Below are 22,955 nucleotides of genomic sequence, written 5' to 3'. Positions count from 1 at the left end.
CTGGCGACGAAGATGTCGACCTAACGCTTGCTTAAGGTATACCCGTTGTTGGCGCACTTTTTGCGGCGTAACGATCGCAAAAATGATCCATTCCGGATTTTATGTAAACTGTTTTCATCATAGTGATACCTCGTGCTCTTTGTCAATGAAGCTGTCGCCTAAATTTTGGTACTGTAATCCATACTATCCCCTTTGTCTCTCCTTCTTGACTCGATAAAAAAGAATCGATAAAATAGGTGCTAACTGAGAGGGAGGACTGTCCCGACCTCAAGGTTATCTCTGCCTGGTTTTCTGTGCCGGGCGACAAGCCATCCTGATCCAGAGGAGTTTCCTATGGAAAAGCGTATTGGTGTGGTAGCCATTCTTATTCAGGGCCGTGAATCGGTGCCCGAAGTAAACCGTATCCTCTCCTCCCAGAATCATATCATCCAGGGTCGGCTGGGGATGCCCTTCCGGGACAAGGGCATCCAGGTGATTACCCTGGTGGTGGAAGGAACCATGGACGAAATCAGTGCCTTAACCGGTCCCTTAGGACGTCTTAAGGGTGTACAGGTTAAGTCCATCGTTACCGGATACCGGGAGGAGACCCATGAACCATCCTCAAACTTTTCTTGATTATGGAAAGCTCCGGGAACTTTCCCTTGTGGAGCCCCCCTCGGAGGCAGAACTAGAGCGGATCCTTCAAAAAGGCCGAGCGCTCCTGGGGTTGTCGGCCAAAGAAGCCAGTTCCCTTGCGGCGGTGCAGGACCCGGTTCAGGAAGCGAAGATTTTCCAAGTGGCCGGCGAAGTAAAAGAGGCTATTTACGGTAAGCGGGTGGTTCTCTTTGCGCCCCTGTATACGGGGAACTACTGTGTGAATAACTGTGTGTACTGCGGTTTCAGGCGGGATAATAAGAGCCTGCCCCGGGTGGTGCTCAGTCAGGAAGAGATTGCCCGGCAAACCCAGATTCTTCTTTCCCAGGGACATAAGCGGCTCCTTCTCATTTGTGGAGAATCTCCCCGACAATCCCTTTCGTATACGCTTCAGGCGATTGAAACCTGCTATGCCCAGCGGTATCGTCTTCCCGCTGATGGAAATCGTTCTGAGCCCGCCCGGGTACGACGCATTAATGTAGAACTGGCACCGCTGGATGTGGAAGGTTTCCGGGCCCTGAAAAAAGCCCAGATTGGAACCTATGTGTGTTTTCAGGAAACCTATGACCCGGAACTGTATGAACGGGCCCATCCCTCGGGGCCTAAGGCGGACTATCGCTATCGGCTCTATGTGATGGATCGGGCCATGGAAGGGGGCTGCGACGATATTGGCCTTGGCGCCCTGTTTGGTCTTGGGGATTGGCGGTATGAACTGGTGGCCCTTATTGAACATGCCCGTCATTTAGAAAAAACCTTTGGCTGGGGGCCCCATACGGTGAGCGTTCCCCGGATTGAACATGCGCCGGGGGCTCCCTGGGCAGAGGTGGTGCCCCACCCGGTCTCTGATGAGGACTTTAAAAAGATTGTGGCCATCCTCCGTATCGCCCTGCCGTATGTGGGGATCATCCTTTCTACCCGGGAACGGGCGGAACTGCGGCGGGAACTGCTTGCCTATGGGGTAAGCCAGATATCCGCCGGTTCCCGTACCGACCCCGGAGGATACGAAGAGACCCCTCAACGGAAAAGTGCCGCCGGTACTCATGGTGCTGCGGGAGCCCAGTTTGCCCTGGGAGATACCCGAACTCTTGAAGAGGTTATTTCCGACCTGATCGATGATGGGTACGTGCCGAGTTTTTGCACCGGCTGCTACCGTCGGGGGCGGACAGGAGCCGATTTTATGGATCTCGCAAAACCGGGCCTGATCCGAGAATTCTGTTTACCCAATGGGCTCGTGTCCTTCGCGGAATACCTGTATGATTATGCTTCCTTCCATACCCGGGAAAAGGGCCTTGCGCTGATCGAAGAAATGCAAGGAGAAGCAACCCCACAGGGACAACAGTATCTCCGCGATGCCCTGTCAAAGACTGCGGCGGGAGTCCGGGATTTGTATCTATGAAGGACGAAAAACTTTTCTATCCCCGGGGGTGTTTTTCCTCTGGTACTGCACATAATGATGAGGAGGAAACGGGGCAGGAGAGACAACTACCTCCCCCTGATGTGCCTTCCCCCTGGGATACAAGGGCCCTTCGAGAAGCGGCCCGCCTTCCCCTCTCTGAACTGTGTCGCCTTGCCCGGGACCTTACCAACCGCATCCATGGGAAGGCGGTTTTGCTCCGGGGACTCATAGAGGTAACTAATTATTGCGCCATGAACTGCCTGTACTGTGGCATCCGGCATGATAATCGCAGGGTACGGCGGTATCGGCTTTCTTTTGAAACCCTTACCCAGGTGATTCGGGAGGGGCGGCGGGCCGGGTTTAAGACCTTTGTCCTGCAGGGAGGGGAGGATCCGGCCTTGCAAGGGGAAGGACTCCTACGCTTAACCGAAATAGCCCGGACCGCCGCGGGGCCCGAGGCGGCCCTTACTCTTAGTTTTGGGATCCGTAGCCGCCGGGAATACGAAGAACTCCGGGCCGCCGGGGCAGACCGGTACCTCCTGCGTTTTGAAACGGCGGACCCGGAATTGCACCGGCGCCTGCGTAATGGTATTCCCCTGCGGCGCCGCCTTCGGGCCCTGGAGGATATCCGTGCCGCCGGTCTCCAGCTTGGGTCAGGTTTTATGGTGGGCCTCCCCGGTGAAACCGAAGAAACCCTGCTCCGCAATGTGCTCCTGGCCCAAAAACTCCAGATGGATATGGGTGGGGTAGGCCCCTTTATTCCCCATCCTGAGACGCCCCTGGCGGCGGAGACCGGCGGCACCATCGAACAGACCCTTCGCGCCACCGCCTTGCTTCGCCTTGCCCTGCCCCTTTGCCATATTCCGGCTACCACCGCCGCCGGTTCTATCCATCCAGAGGGGAGGGAAATGGTGCTTGCCGCAGGGGCGAATGTCCTTATGCCCAACATTACACCGGTGGAACATAAAAAAGACTATGCCCTGTACCCCGGCAAAATCTGTATCGATGAGTCGGGCTTCCATTGCCTGGGGTGCCTTTCCCGTCGGGTACAGAGCCAGGGCCTTGAGCTTTCCTGGGCTCGGGGGGATGCCCTTCGCTGGGGGATACAACAGAGAGAAGCCTCCTTCGGGGAACAACGGAAGAAGAAGGAGAAGTTAGGAGATGAATGATCGAGAACAGACCTTTTCCTCTATGCCGCAAACCCTGGCGGCGGCCCGAAACTTTGGATGGGGCTTTACGCCTTATCCTTTTCTCCGGGCTCTGGCAGAGGTGAAAGAAGCGACCCTGCGGGCCTTGCAAGAAACGGAGCATCCCTGGTCAGAAGAGGTATATCATATCGCCCTGTCGGTGCTGAAAGATATTCGTGAGGGCCTCCTCAACGATTTATTTCCGTTGGATCTTGCCCAGGGGGGAGCCGGAACGAGCCTCCATATGAATATCTGTGAAGTCCTTGCTCAGGAGATTTCGAGACGACTTGGCAAGGAGAATATGTTTCATCCCCTGGATGATGGGGCCCGCTCCCAATCGACCAATGATGTGGTGAGTACCGCGGCGATTATTGTGATCCAACGGGTGATTCGAACGGTAGAAGAAGGGGTAATCCGTTTGCAAGAAGCCCTGGTAGAACGGGAACGGACCTGGCGGGGTATCCCTATTACGGGTCGTACGGAATATCAAGATGCCCTGCCGATGGATCTTGCTCAGGTGGTTGCGGCCTGGGCGGGGACAGTAGAACGGGATCGCTGGCGGCTTAATAAACTTAAAGAACGGTCCCGAACGGTTCCCCTCGGTGGTACTGCGGTAGGAACCGCCGCAGGAGCTTCGCCGGCCTATGTGTTTGTGGCAGAACGGGAGTTACGCCGTATTACGGGACTTCCTATACAACGAAGCCAGAACCTCACCGATACCATAGCTCAGCGGGATGAAATGGCCGAGGTCGCAGAAGGGCTTGGCCTTGTGGCGACAAACCTTATCAAACTCTGTCGGGATCTTATGTTTTATTCTGCTACTGTGGTCGGAGAGCTCAGGCTTCCCCACCTGCAATGGGGATCTACCGCCATGCCCCAAAAGAACAACCCGGTCCTACTAGAATTTGCCATGGGCCTTGCAATTCGCTGTCGCTACCAGGCCTTTACTATCGTGGAGTATGCGGCGTCCGGGCATTTACAGCTAAACCCATTTGTGCCGTTTATGGTGGCGGCCTTTTTATCGCTCCAGGAAGATCTGGTGAAGGCCTTAGATGCCCTTTCTCTGGGGTTATTACCTCGTCTTGAGGTAGACATACACCGTTGTCGGACGAATCTCCTTTCGTCACCGGCTCTGTTAAACGCCCTGCGGCCCCTTTTCCCCTATGAAAAATTGAAAGTCCTGGAACCACCGCATCGCCCCGAGGTGAACTTCCCGGAGCTTCACGCCCGATTGGTCTCTTTAGCCAGCGAGGCGGGTGTTCCCCTTGAAGAACTATTTCGGCTTGTGGGCCTTTCCCAAACAGACGTAGAAGGCCTTGAAACGACAGCACAAGAGGGAGAACCCTATGGTACAATTTGAAATATCTTCTGACATTGCGGAGAGTCCTTCTTTTGAAAGTCCGGTCTCTCTTTCTCTCCATATCGTCGTGGTGGGAATCCGCAATGCAGGGAAATCGAGCCTTATCAATCAGCTATTTGAAAAGGAGGTGTCCCTGGTGTCTTCTGTTCCCGGGACAACCACCGATCCGGTGCTCCGTAAAATGGAGTTGCCGGGGCTGGGCCCCGTGGCCTTTGTGGATACCGCCGGGATCGATGACGAAGGGGATCTGGGTAAACAGCGGGTAGCCCGGACCCGGCAACGGCTTGCTACGGCCCATGGGGCGCTTTTTGTGACCCCGGCCCATCTTCCTCCCCGCCCTGAGGAAGGGGAATTATACGAGGAGTTAGAGAAAGGGGGAAAGCCCTTCCTTGTTGTGGTGACCCATAGTGACCTGCCCCTCCATGAGGAAAAGGGCCGTTGGCTTGAAATAGCTAAGGCGCGGGGACATAGGCCTATTTTTATCAGTAACCAGAAGAAAGAAGGAGCCGCAGCGGTACGAAAGGCCTTGAGTGCCCTTTCTGAGCGCCTTTGCCATGAACCGGGAGTTCTGGAAGGACTGGTCCAGGAAGGGGATCACCTCCTGCTCGTGGTGCCTATCGATCTGGCGGCTCCAAAGGGGCGTCTTATCCAGCCCCAGGTGGAAACAATTCGGGATGCCCTGGACCGGGATTGTACGGTGACGGTGGTAAAAGAACGGGAACTCTACGATACGTATCATTCCTTACCCAGGCCACCTCGTCTCGTAATCACCGATAGTCAGGTCTTTTCTAAAGTAGCGGCAGATATTGGTGAAGATCAGGCCCTGACGAGTTTTTCTATACTTTTTGCCCGGAAGAAGGGGGAACTTTCTCTTTTCCTCGAAGGTCTTGATTGCTTAAAAAACTTTTCTCGGCGGGGTCGGGTCTTTGTTATGGAAGCCTGTTCCCATCATCGAACGGCCGATGATATTGCTTCGGTAAAGATCCCCCGGCTTTTTTCGGCCCTGGTGAACCCCCGAACACCCTTTTATACGGTCCGTCAGATTCCCGATGATGTGGGCCCTGAAGACCTCGTGATTCACTGTGGGGGCTGTATGATTACGGCCCGAACCATGCAGGAGCGGATCAGAAAGCTTCGAGAACGGGGAGTGCCGGTAACTAACTACGGGCTCTTTCTTGCCTGGGCAAACGGTCTTATTCCCCGGGCAATAGCCTGCTTACCGGAGTACGGGGAAGCCCGGCGTGGGGGGAGCGCCTGATCGCCTGAGCCGTGGAGGCTCGGGATGTGGGCCGGGCTGAAAGACCGGGCTGGGAGCGAAGACAAGCGGCGAAGGAAGCAGGCGCGTGGGGGGAGCCGCGGCGATGGTGGTGGGCCCCGATGCGGGTTAAGCCGATAGGAGGGAATCTGCAGTGCTCCCCCAAAAAATAATATACATTCCTAATAGATTTGATTGAAATCTAAAAGAAAATAAAGTATACTATTATCGTAGAATAGTATCATGGGCTTTCAAAAGTTTTGCGCAGCGCCGTTACCGGTTCCTCCTTACGGTAACGGCTTTTTTTTGGCTAAAAATTTATTTTTTTGCAAAAATATGCAGTGGTATTGCATAAAATTGCGTAATACTGTATAAATATGCTGATTTTTGGTATATAAGGAGACGCCATGGGCGACCATCAACGAAACGCATACGGGTTGTATCGGCACGACTATGAGCATGATGCCTGCGGTATTGGTTTTGTGGCGCAGGTGAATGGGAATGCTTCCCACGATATTGTCGAACGGGGCCTTGAGGTTCTGGAACGGCTCGAACATCGGGGAGCGGAAAGCGCGGATAATAAGACGGGGGATGGTGCAGGGATTCTTATGCAGATTCCCCATGAGTTTTATGAAGAGGTGTTTAAAAAGCTCCCCCCCCGGGGAATGTACGGAACGGGGTTGGTCTTCTTTCCTGATGCTTTCAAAGAAAAGGGGAATGAAAAACTTTCTTCTCTTATTGTTAAGGAGATGGAACGGCTTGCGGCCGAACTGGGGCTTACGATTCATGGCTGGCGGGATGTTCCCACCAACCCTGAGGTGCTTGGTTTAATCGCCCGTAGGGCTGAACCTACTATTAAACAACTGGTCCTGGTTCCTTCTGCAGGGACAGGAGGGGCCGATCTAGAATTGCGGCTGTACATATATAGAAAAAAACTGGAAAAAATCATCCGGGAAGATCCTCGCTTTGCCCTGGCAAAGGATTTTTATATTCCCTCCCTTTCTTCAAAAACCATGGTGTATAAGGGGATGTTAATGTCCAGTCAGCTCCGGCACTATTTTACGGAACTGACGGATCCCCGCGTGAAATCCGCGGTGGCCATGGTTCATTCCCGCTTTAGTACTAATACGTTTCCCGCCTGGCCCCTGGCGCAGCCCTTCCGGATGCTGGCCCATAACGGGGAAATCAATACGGTGCGGGGAAACCGATACTGGATGGCTGCCCGGGAGGCCCTGTTTGAACATCCCACCCTGGGGCCCCATTTTAAAGATATCCTCCCGGTGATAGAGCCGGATCGAAGCGATTCGGCGAGCCTGGATAATGCGTTGGAACTTCTGGTGATGGCGGGGCGTTCTTTGCCCCATGCCCTGATGATGCTGATCCCCGAATCCTGGAACGATAAAAACCCGATTCCTCAGGAATTAAAGGCCTTTTATGAATACCACGCTTGTATGATGGAACCCTGGGATGGTCCCGCATCTATCGTGTTCTGTGATGGGCACTACGTGGGTGGCACCCTGGACCGAAACGGGTTGCGGCCTTCCCGGTATACCCTGACCAAATCGGGCCTCCTCGTGATGGCCTCTGAGACGGGGGTCCAGGACTTTTCCCCTGAGGAAATTGCCTACAAGGGCCGGCTCCGGCCAGGGAAGCTCCTTATTGTGGATCTCCAACAGGGCCGGATTATCCCCGATGAGGAAATAAAGAAACAGGTGTATACCCAGAAGCCCTATGCCGAGTGGGTAAAGAAACAGGTGGTTACCCTGGAAAAACTTCCCGAAACGGGTATTACCGGTCCCCTGGTGTATCCTACCGAGGAAGGTCGGGTGCTTTTTATGGAACGGGCCTTCGGGTATACCCGGGAGGATCGGGAAAATCTTCTCCTCGTGATGGCCGAAACGGGACAGGAGCCCACGAGTTCCATGGGAACCGATACGCCCCTGGCGGTGTTTTCCGGAAAGCCCCAACGGGTGTACAACTACTTTAAACAGGTCTTTGCCCAGGTCACGAATCCTCCCATCGATTCGATCCGGGAAGAACTGGTCATGACCCTGACGAGTTTTGTGGGTCCCCAGAAGAATCTTCTGGATGAGACAGAGGAGCACTGTCACCGGCTTAAGATTTTAAATCCCGTGATGACCCCCGCAGAACTGGAGCGGATTAAGGCCTGGCAGGATCCGGCCTTTAAATGGACCACCCTGGATGCGACGTTTTATGTTCCCCGTCTAAGGGGAGAGATAGGTCCTGGGACCGGCCAAGGAAAAGCTGCCGGTGAGGCCCCGTCGGGATCCAGCGCCGGTGTGCAAGAGCCTTCGGCCTTAAAACAAGCCCTGGATCGGCTTGTGGCCGAGGCCTGTGGGGCGGTAGAAAAGGGTTTTTCCCTTTTGGTGATTTCTGATAAGGCGGCCCTGAATCCCGATGCGGGGCGCTGCGGAATTCCCGCCCTGCTTGCGGTGGGGGCCATCCATCATGGACTTATTAAGGCGGGGCTGCGGATGAAGGCGAGCCTTATTGTGGAGTCCGCAGAACCCCGGGAGGTGATGCATTTTGCCCTTCTTTTTGGATATGGGGCGGATCTCATCGTGCCCTACGGGGCCCTGGCCTCCTTAGCGGCCCTCTGTCGGGGGCCCGATGCCTCTCGGACGGGGGACTATCTCCACGCGGAGAAAAATTACCTTAAGGGAATTCACAAGGCCATCCTTAAGATTATGTCGAAGATGGGGACCAGTACCCTCCGTTCTTATCGGGGGGCCCAGATCTTCGAAGCCATTGGTCTTTCCCAGGAAGTGGTGGATTATTGTTTCCGGGGAACTACCAACCGCATTGGGGGGGCTTCCTTTGCGGATCTAGAAGCGGAAACCCTCGCCTGGTACAAGGATGCCCGGAAGGCCTGCGAGACCATGCAGGGAAGCGAGCCGGATGTATCGGAGAAGCTTCTGGTAGGGCTTGGCCAGTATAAGTGGAGAAAATACGGGGAAAAGCATGCCTGGAACCCTGAGACTATCTATCTGTTGCAATGGGCAACCCGCAGTGGGGATTACCGGAAATTCAAGGAGTTTACCAGCCGGGTGGACGCCTTAAACCAGACTCCCCATGTGATCCGGGGTCTTCTGGATTTTGCTCCCCCTGGATCAGTGCCGGGCGCTCCCAGGGGGCCCATCCCGATAGAAGAGGTGGAAAGCGTAGAATCGATCATGAAACGCTTTACCACCGGGGCCATGTCCTTTGGGTCTATCTCAAAGGAGGCCCACGAAACCATCGCTATTGCCATGAATTCCATCCATGGCCGTTCCAACAGCGGGGAGGGTGGGGAAGACCCTGAGCGGTTTGCGGTGCGCCCCGATGGGACCTGGGCCCGGAGCGCCATTAAACAGGTGGCCTCCGGTCGCTTTGGAGTAACCAGTGAATACCTGGCCAATGCGGATGAAATCCAGATCAAGATTTCCCAGGGGGCGAAGCCCGGTGAAGGGGGGCAGCTTCCCGGTCACAAGGTGGATGCGATTATTGCAAAGACCCGTCACTCCACGCCGGGGGTTACCCTTATTAGTCCGCCCCCTCACCACGATATCTATTCTATCGAAGACCTGGCCCAGCTTATCTTTGACCTTAAAAACGCCAATCCGCGGGCTCGTATCAGTGTGAAGCTGGTATCTGAAAGCGGGGTGGGGACCATCGCTGCGGGGGTTGCCAAGGCCCACGCGGATAATATCCTGATTTCTGGTTATGATGGAGGAACCGGCGCGAGTCCCCAGAGTTCTATCCGCCATGCGGGGCTTCCCTGGGAAATCGGTCTTGCGGAAACCCACCAGACCCTCGTTTTAAACGGCCTGCGGGGACGGGTGCGGCTCATGACCGATGGGCAGCTCAAGAGTGGCCGGGATATTGTCATTGCGGGGATGCTCGGGGCAGAGGAATTCGGTTTTGGTACCGCCACCCTCATCGTTATGGGTTGTGTGATGATGCGCAAGTGCCACGAAAATACCTGCCCCATGGGAGTGGCTACCCAGGACCCCGAACTCCGTAAGCGCTTTACCGGAAAAAGCGAATACCTGATTAACTTTTTCCGCTTCCTTGCCATGGAAACCCGGGAAATCATGGCAAGCCTTGGCTTCAGAACCTTTGATGAACTGGTGGGGCGTTCGGATCTTCTGGTACAGAGAAGGGTTGATAAACCAAAGGTCCGGGGAATCGATCTGTCGGATATCCTCTACAAGCCGGAAGGACCGGCGGATATTCCGGGAGGCCAGGATCGATACTGTACCCATGACCAGATTCATAAGATTGATACGGTGCTGGACAAGAAACTTATCGAAAAGTGCCTTGTGGCGCTGGATAAGAAGATTCCCATTGCCCTCGAACTACCGATTCACAATACGGACCGGGCGGTCGGGACCATGCTTTCCTACGAAGTTTCAAAGCGCTTTGGTTCCCAGGGGTTGCCGGAAAATTTTGTTACCGTGGATTTCCGGGGCTCCGCGGGCCAGAGTTTTGGGGCCTTCCTGGCGCCGGGGATTACCTTCCGGCTCGAGGGGGATGCCAATGACTACCTTGGTAAGGGGCTTTCGGGAGGTCGCATTGTGGTGCGGCCGCCGGTGGGAAGTACCTTTAAAACCGAAGAAAATATCATCGTAGGTAACACGGTGCTCTACGGGGCAACCTCAGGGGAACTCTACGCCGCCGGGGTGGCGGGGGAACGCTTCTGTGTCCGTAACTCCGGGGCCTTTGCGGTGGTGGAAGGTGTGGGCGACCATGGGGCTGAATACATGACCGGCGGGCGCCTGGTGGTGCTCGGTCGGGTGGGGCGGAACTTTGCGGCCGGTATGTCCGGCGGTATTGCCTATGTCCTGGACCGGGATGGGGACTTTGAATTCTTCCTGAACAAGGGAATGGTGGAACTATCCCGACTTGACAATGAAGAGGACGAAAACTTTGTAAAGGATATGATCCGCAAACATGTTTACTGGACGGGATCGGAGTACGCCCGCTCCATTCTTGATAACTGGAGTTCCTTCCGCTCCCTCTTTATTAAAGTGTTACCGGTAGAGTACAAGCGGGCCTTGCAGCAGATGAAGCTTGCCGAGTTGGACCGCAAGCTCTTTGAAATTCGCGAACAAGAAGATATTACGGTGAGGGCATAAGTATGGGTGATGTACGGGGTTTCTTAAAGGTACCACGAAAGGTGGCGGGTTATCGACCCGTAGAAGAGCGGATAAACGATTATAGCGAGGTGGAACTGTTTCTCCCCGACGAAGAACGGCAACTGCAGGCTTCCCGCTGTATGGATTGTGGAGTTCCCTTCTGTCATTGGGCCTGTCCTGTATCGAACGTGATGCCCGAATGGCAGGATCGGTTGTATCGGGGAGATTGGGCTGGGGCCTGGGCAATTCTGGAGGATACGAATCCCTTCCCGGAGTTTACCGGCCGGGTATGTCCCGCCCTTTGTGAGGCCTCCTGTGTGCTCGGCGCCAATGATGAACCGGTAACTATCCGCCAGAACGAACTGGCGGTCATCGAAAAGGCCTTTGACCTTGGACTGGTAAAGCCCCGGCCTCCCAAAAAACGGAATGGCAAAAAAGTAGCCATTGTTGGAGGAGGACCTGCAGGGCTTGCAGCGGCATATTACTTAAATCGGGCCGGATTTACGGTCACGGTTTTTGAAGGGGATCGAAAAATAGGGGGCTATCTCCGCTACGGTATTCCCGATTTTAAACTTAATAAGGGCTTTATTGATCGCCGTCTTGCTTTGATGGAGGCTGAGGGGGTTGAGTTTAGGACAAATACCCGGGTAGGAACTGCCCGTTTTGGATTTGGAACCCTCGGATCGGATGCAACGGTGATCGATCCTAAAGATCTGGAAAAGAACTATGACCTCATTCTTCTTACCATCGGAGCCCGGGACCCCCGGGATATTATGGTTCCGGGGCGGAACCTTAAGGGTATTGTGCAGGCCCTGGATTACCTCGCCCTGCAGAACCGGACCTGCGCACAGGAGGCCTGTGAGGATGGACTAGAGCCGGTGAATGCTTTTGGAAAGCGGGTGGTGGTCATCGGAGGTGGAGATACCGGGGCCGACTGTGTGGGAACCGCTAATCGTCAGGGGGCCCTGCGGGTTACCCAGATTGAAGTATTACCAAAGCCGCCGGAGCATCGCCCTCCCAGCGAACCCTGGCCCCTGTGGCCCAAGGTGCTTAAGACCTCAAGTTCCCACCTGGAAGGTTGTGAACGGCTGTGGTCTATCAATACCAAGGCCTTTATCGGTCGCCATGGACAGGTGGAAGCCCTTCAGGCCTGTAAAGTTGAGTGGATCGAAAAGGATGGCCGCTGGACCATGCAGGAAATTCCTGGTTCAGACTTTGAGATAGGGGCAGACCTGGTACTCCTTGCCATGGGATTTACCCATGTGGTCCAGGATGGTCTGGTCAAAGACCTGGGGCTTGAACTGGACGAACGGGGGAATATCCGGACCCGGGGAACCTTCCATACCTCTAATCCCAAGGTGTGGGCCGCGGGGGATTCCCGCAATGGGGCGAGCCTTGTCGTACGGGCCATTGCCGATGGACGGGCCGCAGCGGAGGCTATCATCGCGGCCTTAGGAGAATAATCATAAGCCCCCTCGGGGGGATGGTAAAAAGGGCTCCTTTTTCATTCAGGAGTCCTCTTGGTGAAAAAGTGAAAAAGGCTGCCCTCCAATACGGCAGCCTTTTTTGTGCAGACTATAGATTTTGTAGATTTTTTAGATTTTGGATATATTTTTGTAATACAAAAAAATGGGTAAAAAAGATTGACAGAAAAATAGAGAGTGTCTACAATTTCTAATTAAAGATGAAAAGTAAAGGGGTGCTCCATGGTTGGGGAAGAATCGATTGCGAAGGTGAATACCCAGGAAGAGGATCGGTTTTCTAAGATTACCACCCGGGATATCGAAAAGTTGAATACCCGCTTACAGATAGATCTCCTGGATAACTACACGACGACTACCAGTTTGATTCAAGGGGCAATTCAGCTTATTAAGAAAAAAATAACCGACTATGAGGTTCAGATTTTTGTTCATCGCAGCGAATCCCGGGAGTACCGGGAAATCCTTTCGGAGGGGATTGCAGCAATTCCAGAGGATTCTCTGTTTGTGGCGTGTCTTTTTATGCACAACAACTTTGCCCTCCTGGATGATTTTTACACCGAATATGGAAATAATGATCCCCTGATCTATCAGGTTCTTAAAGAACACTACAGGGTACATTTTTTATACCCCGTGATTCATGGCTGTGAACTGGTGGCCATTATTTTTTTCTGTCACCACGAAGAGGCGCCGGGGGATGGTCCCCTCCCTCCCCCGGAGACCCTTGAGTACATTCGGGCCATCGGGGATCGATTGCGGGTGAATCTCTATTCTATCTTGATGGCCGAAAAAAAGCAGCAGGAACTTTTACAACTGGCCACCTATCCGGGGAGGATTAAGAATCATCCAACCATTACGGATATTGTCCAGCAAATTTTTAATGATATCCGGGTCCATATTCCCTTTGACAATGGTATTTACTATGGTTTTCTGGAATATCGGGATGTTCTGACTCCTATTTCGTTTTATAATCTTGATACGGTCCCCCAGTATATTGAACGGGGAAAGGCCGTATCCGGTTTTGTGTTGGCGAAAAAGAAGGCCCTCCTTATTCCGGATCGCCGGTATAATGCCTATTTTACTACGGTGGAAGAGGAACCCTTCCTGTACGAAAGTTGTATCTCTATTCCGGTGATGACCGAAACGGCCTTCTTTGGGGTGCTTACCCTTTCTCGGCGGATCCGTTCTGGCAATGAGCAATATAGCCAGGAACACCTGAATGCCCTTCAGATCGTGGTGAATTTTCTTTCCCTCGAAATAGACAACCGTAAGATTCGGGATGAGCTAGAGAAAAGTTACTTTTCTACTATTTGCGCCCTTACCAACGCCCTGGAAGCCAAGGACGCCTATACCCATGGACATTCCGAACGGGTCATGAAATATGCGGTGATGACCGCGCAGGAACTCCAACTGATGCCCGAAACGGTACGAAAAATTCGCTATGCCGCGATGATGCACGATATTGGGAAAATCGGTATTAAGGATGAGCTTATTGCTAAAACCAATGAGCTTACAGAGGATGAGTCGGTAGAACTCCGGGAACACACGGATATCGGGTTTCGGATTCTTGAGGGGGCCACGATTTTTGATGATATCCGGGATCTGATTAAATATCACCACGAAAAGATGGATGGTTCGGGCTACTATTTCCTTAAGAAAGGAGAATACCCCTGGGAAGTGATGGTGATTCGTATCGCGGATATTTTCGATTCCCTTACCACGGATCGGCCCCATCATCCTAAGATGGAGATAGGCCGAGCCCTGGATTTTATGCAGCACTATATTGGGCGCTGTTTTGACCAGCGGGTCTACGATGCCTTTTGCCGGGCTATTAAGAATGCATAGCATAACAAGGAAAAATGATAGAGCCATCAAAGGATCTTTTGATTAACCTGGCCTTGTTTTTTATCTCCCAAAGCCGCTATACTTCCCTATCATGACCGTTGGTATTATTGGGCTCGGACGTTTTGGTTCCTTTTGGGCGGGTCTATTAGCGCGACGTTTCTCGGTGGTAGCCTACGATCGGGATCCAGACATCAGGGCTCCGGAAGGAGTCCGGCGGGGTACCCTCGCGGAAGTCTGTTCCTGTCCCGCGGTCTTTTTGTGTGTGACCATCCGGGCGGTTCCCGAGGTATGCAGCATGATTGCGCCCTATCTTGGGGAGCATACAATGGTGGCCGATACCTGTTCAGTTAAACTGAAACCTTCCCAGTGGATGCAGGAAATTCTGCCGCCCCGTACCCCGTTATTGGCAACCCATCCCATGTTTGGTCCCGAATCGGCCCGGGAAGGGCTCGAAGGGCTGGCGATCATGATGGATCCCATTAGGCTTTCTGAGTCGGAGGCCCAAAAATGGGAAGATATTTTTGCTTCCTTTGGGCTTTCGGTGGTTCGCATGTCCTGTGATGAGCACGATCGACAGGCCGCCTATTCTCAGGCATTAACCCATTTTATTGGGCGTTCTCTGTACCGGGTGGGCTTACCCGAAACCCCCATTGCAACCCGCTGGTATCGGAAACTCCACGGGGTGGTAAAGCAGTGTGTGCGGGATTCCCATGAGCTCTTTGAAGACATGCAAACCCTTAATCCCTATGCTTCTCAAATGCGGCGGGATGTGGTACAAAGTATCATAAAAACCCTGGAAGACCTGGGAGATGCCTCTTTGAGCGGAGAAACTTTTTCTTTGGATCCCAGAGGAACCGAGGATCCGCAAAACGCTTGATCTTAACCTTAGCGCTAGGAGTGTACTATGACCGATGTCCAGAATGATCGATTAGATGATGAGGACTTTGATACGATTCTTTCAAGAGACATAGAGTTTGCAGGGACCATTGAATTTGATAAGCCCTTTCTTATCAGAGGTACCGTTTCGGGTGAAATTATTGCCCACGATCTTCTGGTTATTGATACGGAGGCCCGGGCAGAGGCCTCTATTACGGGGAAACGGGTGCTTGTTTTGGGGTTTGTGCGGGGAAATGTCCGGGCCTCCGAAAAGGTAGAGCTCTATGCCTCGGGAACGATTCTAGGCGACGTGGAAGCCCCAGAGGTGTATATGGAAACAGGCTGTACCTTTAATGGCAAGTGTACCATGACGAAAAAAGGATAAAACGAGGGACCCATGCGACAGAGGTGGATCTATGGCCTCATCCTCGGCGTAGCGGTGGGGCTTTCTCTCCCCGCACAGGAAAAATTGGACGCGCTGAAAGAGTACCGTCAGGGGAATTACGAGCAGGCAATCGCTATCTGCAAAAAGGAACTGCAAGAAAACCCTAATAATGCCGATTCCTATGTGGTTCTGTGCTGGAGCCTTCTCAAACTTAACCGTTACAACGAAGCAGAACCCTATGCCCAGAAGGGGCTTTCCCTGTATCGGTACGATCCCCGGCTCATCGAGATTATGGGAGAAATTCGGTATTACCAGGGTAATAACCAGGAAGCCCTCCGCTATTTTCAGCAGTATATCAACCTGGCCCCAGAAGGGGGACGGGTGGATGTGGTCTACTATTTCATGGGGGAACTGTACATTCGACTTGGTCGGTACCGGCATGCCGATATTGCCCTTTCTACAGCGGTCCGTTATGTGCAAGGAAATGCCTTTTGGTGGAACCGGCTTGGGTTTGCCCGGGAAAATGCGGGAGAACTACAGGGGGCCCTTGCGGCCTATGAACGGGCCCTTTCTTTAAACTCCCAGTTAACCGATGCTCAGCGGGGGCGAGAACGGGTGCTCCAATCCCTGCAGAATAGGAATATTCCCCGTTAGCCATGTGGACCGTTTCTTTTGAGACCCTGGGGTGTAAACTCAATCAGGTAGAAACAGAGGCTATCGCCGAAGCGTTTCAGGATGCCGGTTTTACCCTCGTTCCCTGGGGAAATGGTGCGGATATCCAGGTGCTGAATACCTGTACGGTAACCAGTAAGGCAGAACAAAAGGCGCGCCGCCTTATACGAAAGGCCCTGCGGGATTATCCTCAGGCGGTGCTCCTTATTACCGGTTGTTATGCCCAGATGGAGGCCGCCGCCATCGAACAATTACAACGGGAGGATCCCCTCTTTGCGGGGCGTCTCTTTGTTATCCCTGGAATAAGTAAGGATCGACTTCTTTCGTTGCCCGCCTATCTTGCCGATGCGGGCGGTTCCTCGGAGGATCTCCGGCATCACCTTTCTGTCTGGTTTGCTCAAGAAAAGGCTGACGAGGCTTCGGATCCCTTTGCCTTTCACGTCCGGGATTTTTCTTTTCATAGCCGCCCTTTTTTAAAGATCCAAGAGGGCTGTAATAATGTCTGTTCTTTTTGTCGGGTGCGTCTGGCCCGGGGAAGAAGTCAGAGTTTACCGGTCAGCCGGGTTCTGGAGGAAATTCAAGAGCTAGAACGGCGGGGCTTTGGCGAGGTGGTCCTGACGGGGGTTAACCTGAATCAGTACCACGACGAAAAGTATGATCTCCGGGGGCTCTTAGAATATCTTCTTATCCATACCCATCGTATTGCCCTTCGCTTATCCAGTACGGAGCCAGAGGGAGTTTCCGAAGCCTTTGCAGAGGTTTTGCAAGAGCCCCGGATACGGCCCCATTTTCATCTTTCTGTCCAGTCCGGCAGTGATGCTATTCTTGCGGCCATGCGGCGACGGTATAACCGGGCCTCTGTTATTCAGGCGGTAGAGCGACTCCGTCGGGTAAAGGAGGATCCCTTCCTGGCCTGCGATATTATTACGGGGTTCCCCGGTGAATCGGCGGAAGATTTTGCCGCTACGGTTGATCTCCTGCAATCCCTAGAGTTTGCCTATGTCCATGCCTTTCCGTTTTCCCCCCGGCCGGGGACGGAGGCGGCCCGATTACCTCATCGGGTTCCCGAAAGGGAGGCCCGTCAACGAACGGATGCACTGGTACGCTATAGTCGTAGGGCAAAGCAGGCCTACCTTGCTCGGTGGCTTGGTCGCACCGTAAAGGCCGTATATGAGGGAAAGGGCTCTTCCCGTGGGGGGATCCACCGGGCCCTTACGGAAAACTATCTCAGCTTGCTCCTTGAAGATAGCCCTTCCGTTTCTCACCTATATCCTGGGCAGGCCTTTTACTGTCGAATCGAAGGGCAAGCCCTCCCCGGCACGGTTCCGGAACAAGAGGTACCGCCCCGTTCCTTTTTTCTCCTGGAACAACAAGCCGATACAGAAGGGCCCCCTTCCTTGTCCCTGTCTACCGAGGAAGAAGCTTCCTTTTCTGTGGAGGACAGCGTGGACGGCCGGGGAATTTGTGTTATACTTGAATAGGGATGTGGTATAGCACTCCCCGGAGGTTTGGGTATGAAAGGAAAGGGATATTTTTCCCTTCGCGGGAAGGGGTGGACCATAGGATTCTTGGTGATTGTCATAGCGGTAGGTGTGGCAAGTGGATGCCGGCAGTTCTTTACCACGAGCCTTGCCCCCTGGGCTGCCCGGGACCCGGCGACGTTAATTCCCACGGTAACGGCGGCGAATGTGGGGGATCTCGCCCAACAAACGGCGGATAATCCTGACCTCGCGGCGGCCTTACTCGATAGTATTGCCGCAGCTATCCCGGGAGCTTCCCCGGAGGATGCGGCGGCGCTTCAGGCGGCAGCCCTGGATGTGGCGGCCAACGCCAGTGGGGTTACGACCGCCCTGTATGGAACCCTGAGCACCATCGATATCAATAATATACAGAATATCGACCAGAATGCCCTCTTGGACACAATAAGCGCCACCCTGGCGGGACTCGATACCCTTCAGTCAGTGGCCGCGACCCTGGCAGATATAATTCCCTATTCGGGTTCGGGAACATCTATAACCCTGGATGCTGATTTTGTGGCCGCCGCCACACCAGAAGATCTGGTGGCTGCCGCGATAGTCCTTGTTGCCGCAGAAGCCCAGGCCTTGGGGGACGTTCAAAATTATATCTCTAGTTTTGATCCAAGTTCCGCTTCCGGTAATGCGGCGATTGCAGTGGCGTTAGTGAACGCCGCGGTCTCTTCCGGAGGGACGGGGGATCTCCTCGATACCTTTATTGATCTTTTTAACCTTCAGTGATTTCTAGGGAATGCTGCCGATGAATGGGCCAGGAAAGGGGGAAACTATGAAGCACATCTATAAACGGAAAACTCTAGAGAACTCTGTAAGAAAAAGAGCTTTTTTATCCCTGATCTTCATGGGGCTGGGGGTGGTTTTCTTTGCGCCATCTCTTACCGCCGAAACCGTTTCTGGCTTTACCTACGGTAATGCCCGGTGGGCTGCCCTGGGGGGGCGCCACACCACCATGACCGACGGTTTTAGCACCCTTTTTTCGAATCCCGCGGGTTTTCTCGCAAGCCCCGAGGAATGGTCCGCCGCGGAGGTAAGTCTTTCTTTATATGGACCTATTTTTGATATTCTCGATCTCCTTACGGGGTATTTTGGGGGATCCGGTTCTCTTGACCTTTCGGGAATCGTAGGCCCCCAGGGCCTTGCAACAGGAGGAACCCTTACCGGTCCCCTCTCCTTTGGGTATGTGGGGAAGGGGCTTGGTTTTGGTTTCTTTGATCGGGTTTCGCTGGATGCTAAAACAGTGGGACTTTCGGTGGCAGGAGCTATGACGGCGGATATCCTTGTGGTGGGTGGCTATTCCTTCCGTTTTATAAAAGTGGACGCCCACACTCTTGACGGGGGCTTCCTTGCCAAGGGTTTTGTGCGGGGAAGTATACCCCTTTCTTCTTCTATCTTTTCGGTGCAAGACCTCTTTAGTGGAAATATCTTTGCGAGTAAACCCCTGGATGTGCTTATGGGAGTGGGGGCCGATCTGGGATTATTGTACCAATACGAGCAATGGATACGCCTGGGAATTACCTATCATGACGTGTATTCTCCGGCCCTGCGGAATCGCTATACCTCAACGCAAAACTTTTTAGAAGGAAATGCTTCCCTGGCTACCGACTATGTGACCATAAAACCAGAGTTTGATGTGGGCCTTTCCCTTTCTCCCTCTTTTCCTTTCCTTGAACGATACAGTACCCGCGTCCGATTTTATATGGACTACCGAGATCTGCTCGATCTTTTCCTTGCCCTCATTCCCCGGAATCCGATTTTAAATATTGGGCTTGGGATGGAAGTGACCCTGCTGGATGTATTCCAACTACGAGCCGGTATTGCCGATGCTCTCCCTGCCCTGGGTCTTGGCATCGATTTTTCTTTTATGCGGTTTGATCTTGCCATGCGGGGAGTGGAGCTTGGCCTTGATCCGGGGGTACGGCCCACCTATGGGGTTGACCTCAATCTGCTTTTCCGGTATTGAGTAAATTTTACTGCGACCCGGTTGTCCCCTCGGTATCCCGTTTCTTCCGGAGAAAGGTACCGTGGGGGCTTGACCAAAGTTAGTAATTTCGGTATGGTACTGCCTACATGGGCTGCTAGCTCAGTAGGTAGAGCAACGCCCTTTTAAGGCGTGGGTCACTGGTTCGAATCCAGTGCAGCTCAGGACTATCACCATAGTTGGTCAGTGGAATAAAAGGCCCTAAAGGGGCCTTTTTTATTTTTTGTCCTGTAAGCCGGCGGATTGATAATAGAAAAGTTTTGTAAGTTCCTTGAATGGAAGCCCAGGAACGTTGTAGTGCCTTTCCAAGTGCAATCCCTTTTGGCTTCTTCGGATTCTCTTGCGTTTTTTAAAAAACAGCGTACTATGTAAGCATGACTATTTTTTTGTTTACCTTCCTCAAAAAGAAGGGATGGGTAAACCTTGTGAGGATTGGTTTGACCTTCTTTTTACTAGGGGGGGCTCCCTCTTTTCTTTCTGGACAGCAGCTTCTTTTTGATTATCTAAAAGATCATGTGGCCATCATGCTCCTTATCGACCCTGATACGGGGGCCATAGAAAATGCCAATGAAGCGGCGGTGCGTTTTTATGGCTATCCCCGGGAAAAACTGCTTACCATGAAGATAGATGAGATCAATGTGCTAAATCCGGAAGAAATTGCCCAGGAGCGAAAAAAGGCCGTTCAGGAAGAACGGAATTACTTTGTGTTTCCCCATCGGCTTGCCTCTGGAGAAATTCGAACCGTCGAAGTGTATTCCTCTCCGGTCTATTCCCCGGCGAAGCAGAAGATGTTGCTCCTTTCTATTGTGCATGATGCAACGGGAAAGATGCTGGCCCGGGAAGACTCTGTACTGTATCAGCAACGGTTAAATGCCTTGGTTCGTCAAAAAACGGAAGAGATCCTTCTGGTCCGTTCTCGGAATCAGCGATTGTTCATTCTTCTGGTGGTTGTGGCGGTCCTGGTCTTTGTGTTTCTGGTTTTGTTCCTTGTAAAAGAACAGCGCGAGCGGGAACGGCACCTTTTGTACCGAGAATTGCAACATCGCCTTAAAAACTCCTTTACTACCTTATCCAGCTTTGTGTCCCTTCAAATAGCTGAAGCAGAACATCCCCTGGTGGAAACGGCACTTCAGGAACTACAATCCCGGATCGAAACGGTGGGAAGTCTGTATGATCTGTTATATCAGCATCAAGGGGGACAAACGATTGAGTTGTTTTCCTATCTCCGTCAGGTGTGTGATGCCCTTAATAAGGCATATCATCTTTCTTCCCGAACTATCCATTTCATGGGGCCAAAGGAATCCCTCTGGGGAACCCCAAAGGCCGTTTCTACCATAGGGCTCATCATGAATGAGCTTATCATCAACGGCCTTAAACATGGGGACCCTAACAGCTCTATTGAAGTATCCCTGGCCACTGAAAAGGGAACTATGCTTCTCTCGGTGACTAATAAAAAAGCAAAAGTAGAGGGAAGAGAAGAAAAAAGAGAAAGTATCGGCTTTGGCCGTTACTTGCTGCAACAGATGGTAGATCAGTTGAAAGGAAATTTCTCTGTCATAGAAAAACAAGAAACAACGTCAGCGGTAGTCCAGATTCCCTTAGAAGGGGTTAGGTATGGCAAAAGAAACAAAGCTTCGTCTCATTAAAGGGGATATTACCACCCTTTCCGTTGATGCTATTGTGAATGCGGCTAATTCGGGTCTCATGGGAGGTGGCGGGGTAGATGGGGCTATCCATCGAGCGGCGGGGCCTACCCTATTAGAAGAGTGCAGAGCCATTGTGCAACGGGATGGCCCCTGTCCCCCGGGAAAGGCGGTCATTACCAGGGCGGGGAGGCTCCCCTGTCGCTATGTGATTCATACGGTGGGGCCCATCTGGCGGGGAGGAAACCAGGAAGAGGATGCCCTCCTTGCTTCTTGTTATCGGGAGTCCCTGGTATTGGCCGAGCGCCATGGGTGCCGTTCGGTGGCCTTCCCCAACATTAGCACCGGTGTGTATGGCTTCCCCAAAGAACGGGCGGCCCCTATTGCTCTCAAGGCGGTGCAGGAAGGTCTCTCCCTTTGTTCTACGGTGGAGGAAGTATTTTTTGTGTGCTTCGATGAAGAAAATTATCGGATCTATCAAACATTGATGCAATAAAAACGAAAATCCCCAGAGGGTTTCAGGTGTCGGCAGCATGGGCAGGTGGCGGGGTAGGGGCGGTGTTTTTTTCTATTTCCCTGCAGATTTCTAAGCATGAGAGGGGAAGGGCTAGTGTTTTAAGGGGGCTCCGCTCTCCCTGAATAAGAGAGATGTTCCTTTTAGGGCAATGAAAGGTTTTTGCAAGGAATGAGAGCAACTCCCGATTAGCCTTGCCGTCCTCGGGGGCCGCAGCCACTCGAATATACAGGCGTCCCTGTTCGTGTTTCATTATCTGCGTATGGGAGGCTCCGGCGTTTATTTTGCAGTGAATAAGAATGTACTCCCCTTGTATTTCGTAAAAGCTCTTCATCAAAGGACTCCTAACAACTATATTGATACTTCAAGGCTAAGAGAATTCCCTGGCAATCGAAGGCTTCTTGGGAAGCCAGCAGGGCTTTCCTATTATCCAGCGGGAAGAATACGAACACTGTATTCTTTCTTCCGGCTGTTCAACGGAAAAAGGGGGCAGAAGGTTGAAGTATACCTCCGCCGGTTCTCTCCGCGCATGGGCATTGGGCTGGCCCGGTATTTGACTCAGGTGGATCACACAGTTGGCGAGGGCCGCGGCCCGAAAACGGAGTTGCGATAGAGAGGTATCGAATCTCCGCGCAAGGTTTTCCGGGAGTGTTTTCCCGGCAGCTTGGGTACAGAGGCTAAGGGCCAGAAGGGGAGAAAGCCCCTGTTGATAGAGCCCGGGAGAAAGCCATTTTTCGATGGGAGGTAGGGAAAAAGAAATTCCTCCGATATGGAGAAAGGGCGTGATGGCAAGGGACTCCCACCGGCGGGGATAAAAAAAGGGCGTTCCTGCTTCTTGATTCTGTATGAAGGCGAGGTTGTGGGCTCCCTTCTGGACCAGAAGTAGTGGTATGGGCTTATCCAGGACTGCAAGAGGGATGACCGGAGGAAAAAGGCGGGCTCCTTTCCATCCTGCCCTTAAAAGCTCGCCGCTGTACTGGCGGGCAATTCGCTGGATGTCTGGATGAGGAATAAGCACCAAGAGGCGTACTATGCTCTTCTTTGCAAAAGGGCTCTTTTTCAT

General features: G+C 52.9%; 18 protein-coding genes and 1 tRNA gene. 17 read left to right on the top strand and 2 right to left on the bottom strand.

All coding sequences use genetic code 11. The features are described from left to right. The first annotated feature begins 333 nt into the window (after positions 1-333). The 17 genes from C5O22_RS02150 (at position 334) to C5O22_RS02075 (ending at position 21,874) form a co-directional block, all read left to right on the top strand. Positions 334-615, top strand: a complete 282-nt coding sequence (locus C5O22_RS02150) for a TM1266 family iron-only hydrogenase system putative regulator (RefSeq protein WP_132779552.1) — start codon at positions 334-336, stop codon at positions 613-615. Beyond that, positions 590-2,029: a [FeFe] hydrogenase H-cluster radical SAM maturase HydG gene (gene hydG, locus C5O22_RS02145; protein WP_132779551.1), complete on the top strand. Its 1,440-nt coding sequence runs from the start codon at positions 590-592 to the stop codon at positions 2,027-2,029. The genes C5O22_RS02150 and hydG overlap by 26 nt, the downstream gene beginning before the upstream one ends. After that, positions 2,026-3,198: a [FeFe] hydrogenase H-cluster radical SAM maturase HydE gene (gene hydE / locus C5O22_RS02140; protein WP_132779550.1), complete on the top strand. Its 1,173-nt coding sequence runs from the start codon at positions 2,026-2,028 to the stop codon at positions 3,196-3,198. The genes hydG and hydE overlap by 4 nt, the downstream gene beginning before the upstream one ends. Beyond that, on the top strand, positions 3,191-4,576 hold the full coding sequence (locus C5O22_RS02135) for a lyase family protein (protein ID WP_132779549.1): 1,386 nt from the start codon (positions 3,191-3,193) through the stop codon (positions 4,574-4,576). Before hydE ends, C5O22_RS02135 begins: the two co-directional genes overlap by 8 nt. Further along, positions 4,563-5,834 carry a [FeFe] hydrogenase H-cluster maturation GTPase HydF gene (gene hydF / locus C5O22_RS02130; RefSeq protein ID WP_132779548.1) on the top strand — a complete coding sequence of 424 codons (1,272 nt, stop codon included), beginning with the start codon at positions 4,563-4,565 and terminating at the stop codon, positions 5,832-5,834. Before C5O22_RS02135 ends, hydF begins: the two co-directional genes overlap by 14 nt. Positions 5,835-6,238: 404 nt before the next feature. Then, entirely contained in the window at positions 6,239-10,969 is a 4,731-nt protein-coding gene (gltB, locus tag C5O22_RS02125; RefSeq protein WP_132779547.1) for a glutamate synthase large subunit, read from the top strand. A gap of 2 nt (positions 10,970-10,971) precedes the next feature. Continuing rightward, positions 10,972-12,432, top strand: coding sequence for a glutamate synthase subunit beta (locus C5O22_RS02120; RefSeq protein ID WP_132779546.1), 1,461 nt, complete (start codon positions 10,972-10,974; stop codon positions 12,430-12,432). Between the two features lie 243 nt (positions 12,433-12,675). Beyond that, positions 12,676-14,292 carry an HD domain-containing phosphohydrolase gene (locus C5O22_RS02115; protein WP_132779545.1) on the top strand — a complete coding sequence of 539 codons (1,617 nt, stop codon included), beginning with the start codon at positions 12,676-12,678 and terminating at the stop codon, positions 14,290-14,292. A 91-nt stretch (positions 14,293-14,383) separates the two neighbouring features. Continuing rightward, positions 14,384-15,169, top strand: a complete 786-nt coding sequence (locus C5O22_RS02110) for a prephenate dehydrogenase/arogenate dehydrogenase family protein (RefSeq protein WP_132779544.1) — start codon at positions 14,384-14,386, stop codon at positions 15,167-15,169. Between the two features lie 27 nt (positions 15,170-15,196). Further along, positions 15,197-15,553 carry a bactofilin family protein gene (locus tag C5O22_RS13585; RefSeq protein ID WP_207895330.1) on the top strand — a complete coding sequence of 119 codons (357 nt, stop codon included), beginning with the start codon at positions 15,197-15,199 and terminating at the stop codon, positions 15,551-15,553. A gap of 12 nt (positions 15,554-15,565) precedes the next feature. Then, positions 15,566-16,207: a tetratricopeptide repeat protein gene (locus C5O22_RS13580; RefSeq protein WP_207895329.1), complete on the top strand. Its 642-nt coding sequence runs from the start codon at positions 15,566-15,568 to the stop codon at positions 16,205-16,207. Positions 16,208-16,209: 2 nt separating this feature from the next. Then, entirely contained in the window at positions 16,210-17,706 is a 1,497-nt protein-coding gene (gene mtaB, locus C5O22_RS02100; protein WP_132779543.1) for a tRNA (N(6)-L-threonylcarbamoyladenosine(37)-C(2))-methylthiotransferase MtaB, read from the top strand. Between the two features lie 33 nt (positions 17,707-17,739). Beyond that, positions 17,740-18,480, top strand: a complete 741-nt coding sequence (locus tag C5O22_RS02095; RefSeq protein WP_132779542.1) for a hypothetical protein — start codon at positions 17,740-17,742, stop codon at positions 18,478-18,480. A 46-nt stretch (positions 18,481-18,526) separates the two neighbouring features. Further along, on the top strand, positions 18,527-19,717 hold the full coding sequence (locus C5O22_RS02090; RefSeq protein WP_132779541.1) for a porin family protein: 1,191 nt from the start codon (positions 18,527-18,529) through the stop codon (positions 19,715-19,717). A 109-nt stretch (positions 19,718-19,826) separates the two neighbouring features. Further along, positions 19,827-19,899, top strand: a tRNA-Lys gene (locus C5O22_RS02085). Between the two features lie 210 nt (positions 19,900-20,109). Continuing rightward, entirely contained in the window at positions 20,110-21,381 is a 1,272-nt protein-coding gene (locus C5O22_RS02080) for a PAS domain-containing sensor histidine kinase (RefSeq protein WP_132779540.1), read from the top strand. Continuing rightward, positions 21,350-21,874: an O-acetyl-ADP-ribose deacetylase gene (locus tag C5O22_RS02075; protein ID WP_132779539.1), complete on the top strand. Its 525-nt coding sequence runs from the start codon at positions 21,350-21,352 to the stop codon at positions 21,872-21,874. The genes C5O22_RS02080 and C5O22_RS02075 overlap by 32 nt, the downstream gene beginning before the upstream one ends. 22 nt (positions 21,875-21,896) lie before the next feature. Here the strand turns inward: C5O22_RS02075 and C5O22_RS02070 are convergent, their stop codons facing one another. After that, positions 21,897-22,226, bottom strand: coding sequence for a DUF167 domain-containing protein (locus tag C5O22_RS02070; RefSeq protein ID WP_132779538.1), 330 nt, complete (start codon positions 22,224-22,226; stop codon positions 21,897-21,899). Positions 22,227-22,262: 36 nt separating this feature from the next. Further along, complete coding sequence (locus C5O22_RS02065) at positions 22,263-22,955, bottom strand: hypothetical protein (protein ID WP_132779537.1); 693 nt, start codon at positions 22,953-22,955, stop codon at positions 22,263-22,265.

Source organism: Treponema sp. J25, from assembly GCF_004343725.1.
In the GTDB taxonomy this organism is placed as follows: Bacteria; Spirochaetota; Spirochaetia; order Treponematales; family Breznakiellaceae; genus J25.
This window is presented reverse-complemented; position numbering and strand designations above follow the sequence as displayed.

Coding starts and splice junctions, on each gene's coding strand:
- C5O22_RS02070 (WP_132779538.1), bottom strand. CDS start 22,226: ATGAAGAGCTTTTACGAAATACAAGGGGAGTACATTCTTATTCACTGC.
- hydG (WP_132779551.1), top strand. CDS start 590: ATGAACCATCCTCAAACTTTTCTTGATTATGGAAAGCTCCGGGAACTT.
- gltB (WP_132779547.1), top strand. CDS start 6,239: ATGGGCGACCATCAACGAAACGCATACGGGTTGTATCGGCACGACTAT.
- C5O22_RS02120 (WP_132779546.1), top strand. CDS start 10,972: ATGGGTGATGTACGGGGTTTCTTAAAGGTACCACGAAAGGTGGCGGGT.
- C5O22_RS02080 (WP_132779540.1), top strand. CDS start 20,110: ATGACTATTTTTTTGTTTACCTTCCTCAAAAAGAAGGGATGGGTAAAC.
- C5O22_RS13580 (WP_207895329.1), top strand. CDS start 15,566: ATGCGACAGAGGTGGATCTATGGCCTCATCCTCGGCGTAGCGGTGGGG.
- hydF (WP_132779548.1), top strand. CDS start 4,563: ATGGTACAATTTGAAATATCTTCTGACATTGCGGAGAGTCCTTCTTTT.
- C5O22_RS02115 (WP_132779545.1), top strand. CDS start 12,676: ATGGTTGGGGAAGAATCGATTGCGAAGGTGAATACCCAGGAAGAGGAT.
- C5O22_RS02110 (WP_132779544.1), top strand. CDS start 14,384: ATGACCGTTGGTATTATTGGGCTCGGACGTTTTGGTTCCTTTTGGGCG.
- C5O22_RS02150 (WP_132779552.1), top strand. CDS start 334: ATGGAAAAGCGTATTGGTGTGGTAGCCATTCTTATTCAGGGCCGTGAA.
- mtaB (WP_132779543.1), top strand. CDS start 16,210: ATGTGGACCGTTTCTTTTGAGACCCTGGGGTGTAAACTCAATCAGGTA.
- C5O22_RS02135 (WP_132779549.1), top strand. CDS start 3,191: ATGAATGATCGAGAACAGACCTTTTCCTCTATGCCGCAAACCCTGGCG.
- C5O22_RS02065 (WP_132779537.1), bottom strand. CDS start 22,955: ATGAAAAAGAGCCCTTTTGCAAAGAAGAGCATAGTACGCCTCTTGGTG.
- C5O22_RS13585 (WP_207895330.1), top strand. CDS start 15,197: ATGACCGATGTCCAGAATGATCGATTAGATGATGAGGACTTTGATACG.
- C5O22_RS02075 (WP_132779539.1), top strand. CDS start 21,350: ATGGCAAAAGAAACAAAGCTTCGTCTCATTAAAGGGGATATTACCACC.
- C5O22_RS02090 (WP_132779541.1), top strand. CDS start 18,527: ATGAAGCACATCTATAAACGGAAAACTCTAGAGAACTCTGTAAGAAAA.
- hydE (WP_132779550.1), top strand. CDS start 2,026: ATGAAGGACGAAAAACTTTTCTATCCCCGGGGGTGTTTTTCCTCTGGT.
- C5O22_RS02095 (WP_132779542.1), top strand. CDS start 17,740: ATGAAAGGAAAGGGATATTTTTCCCTTCGCGGGAAGGGGTGGACCATA.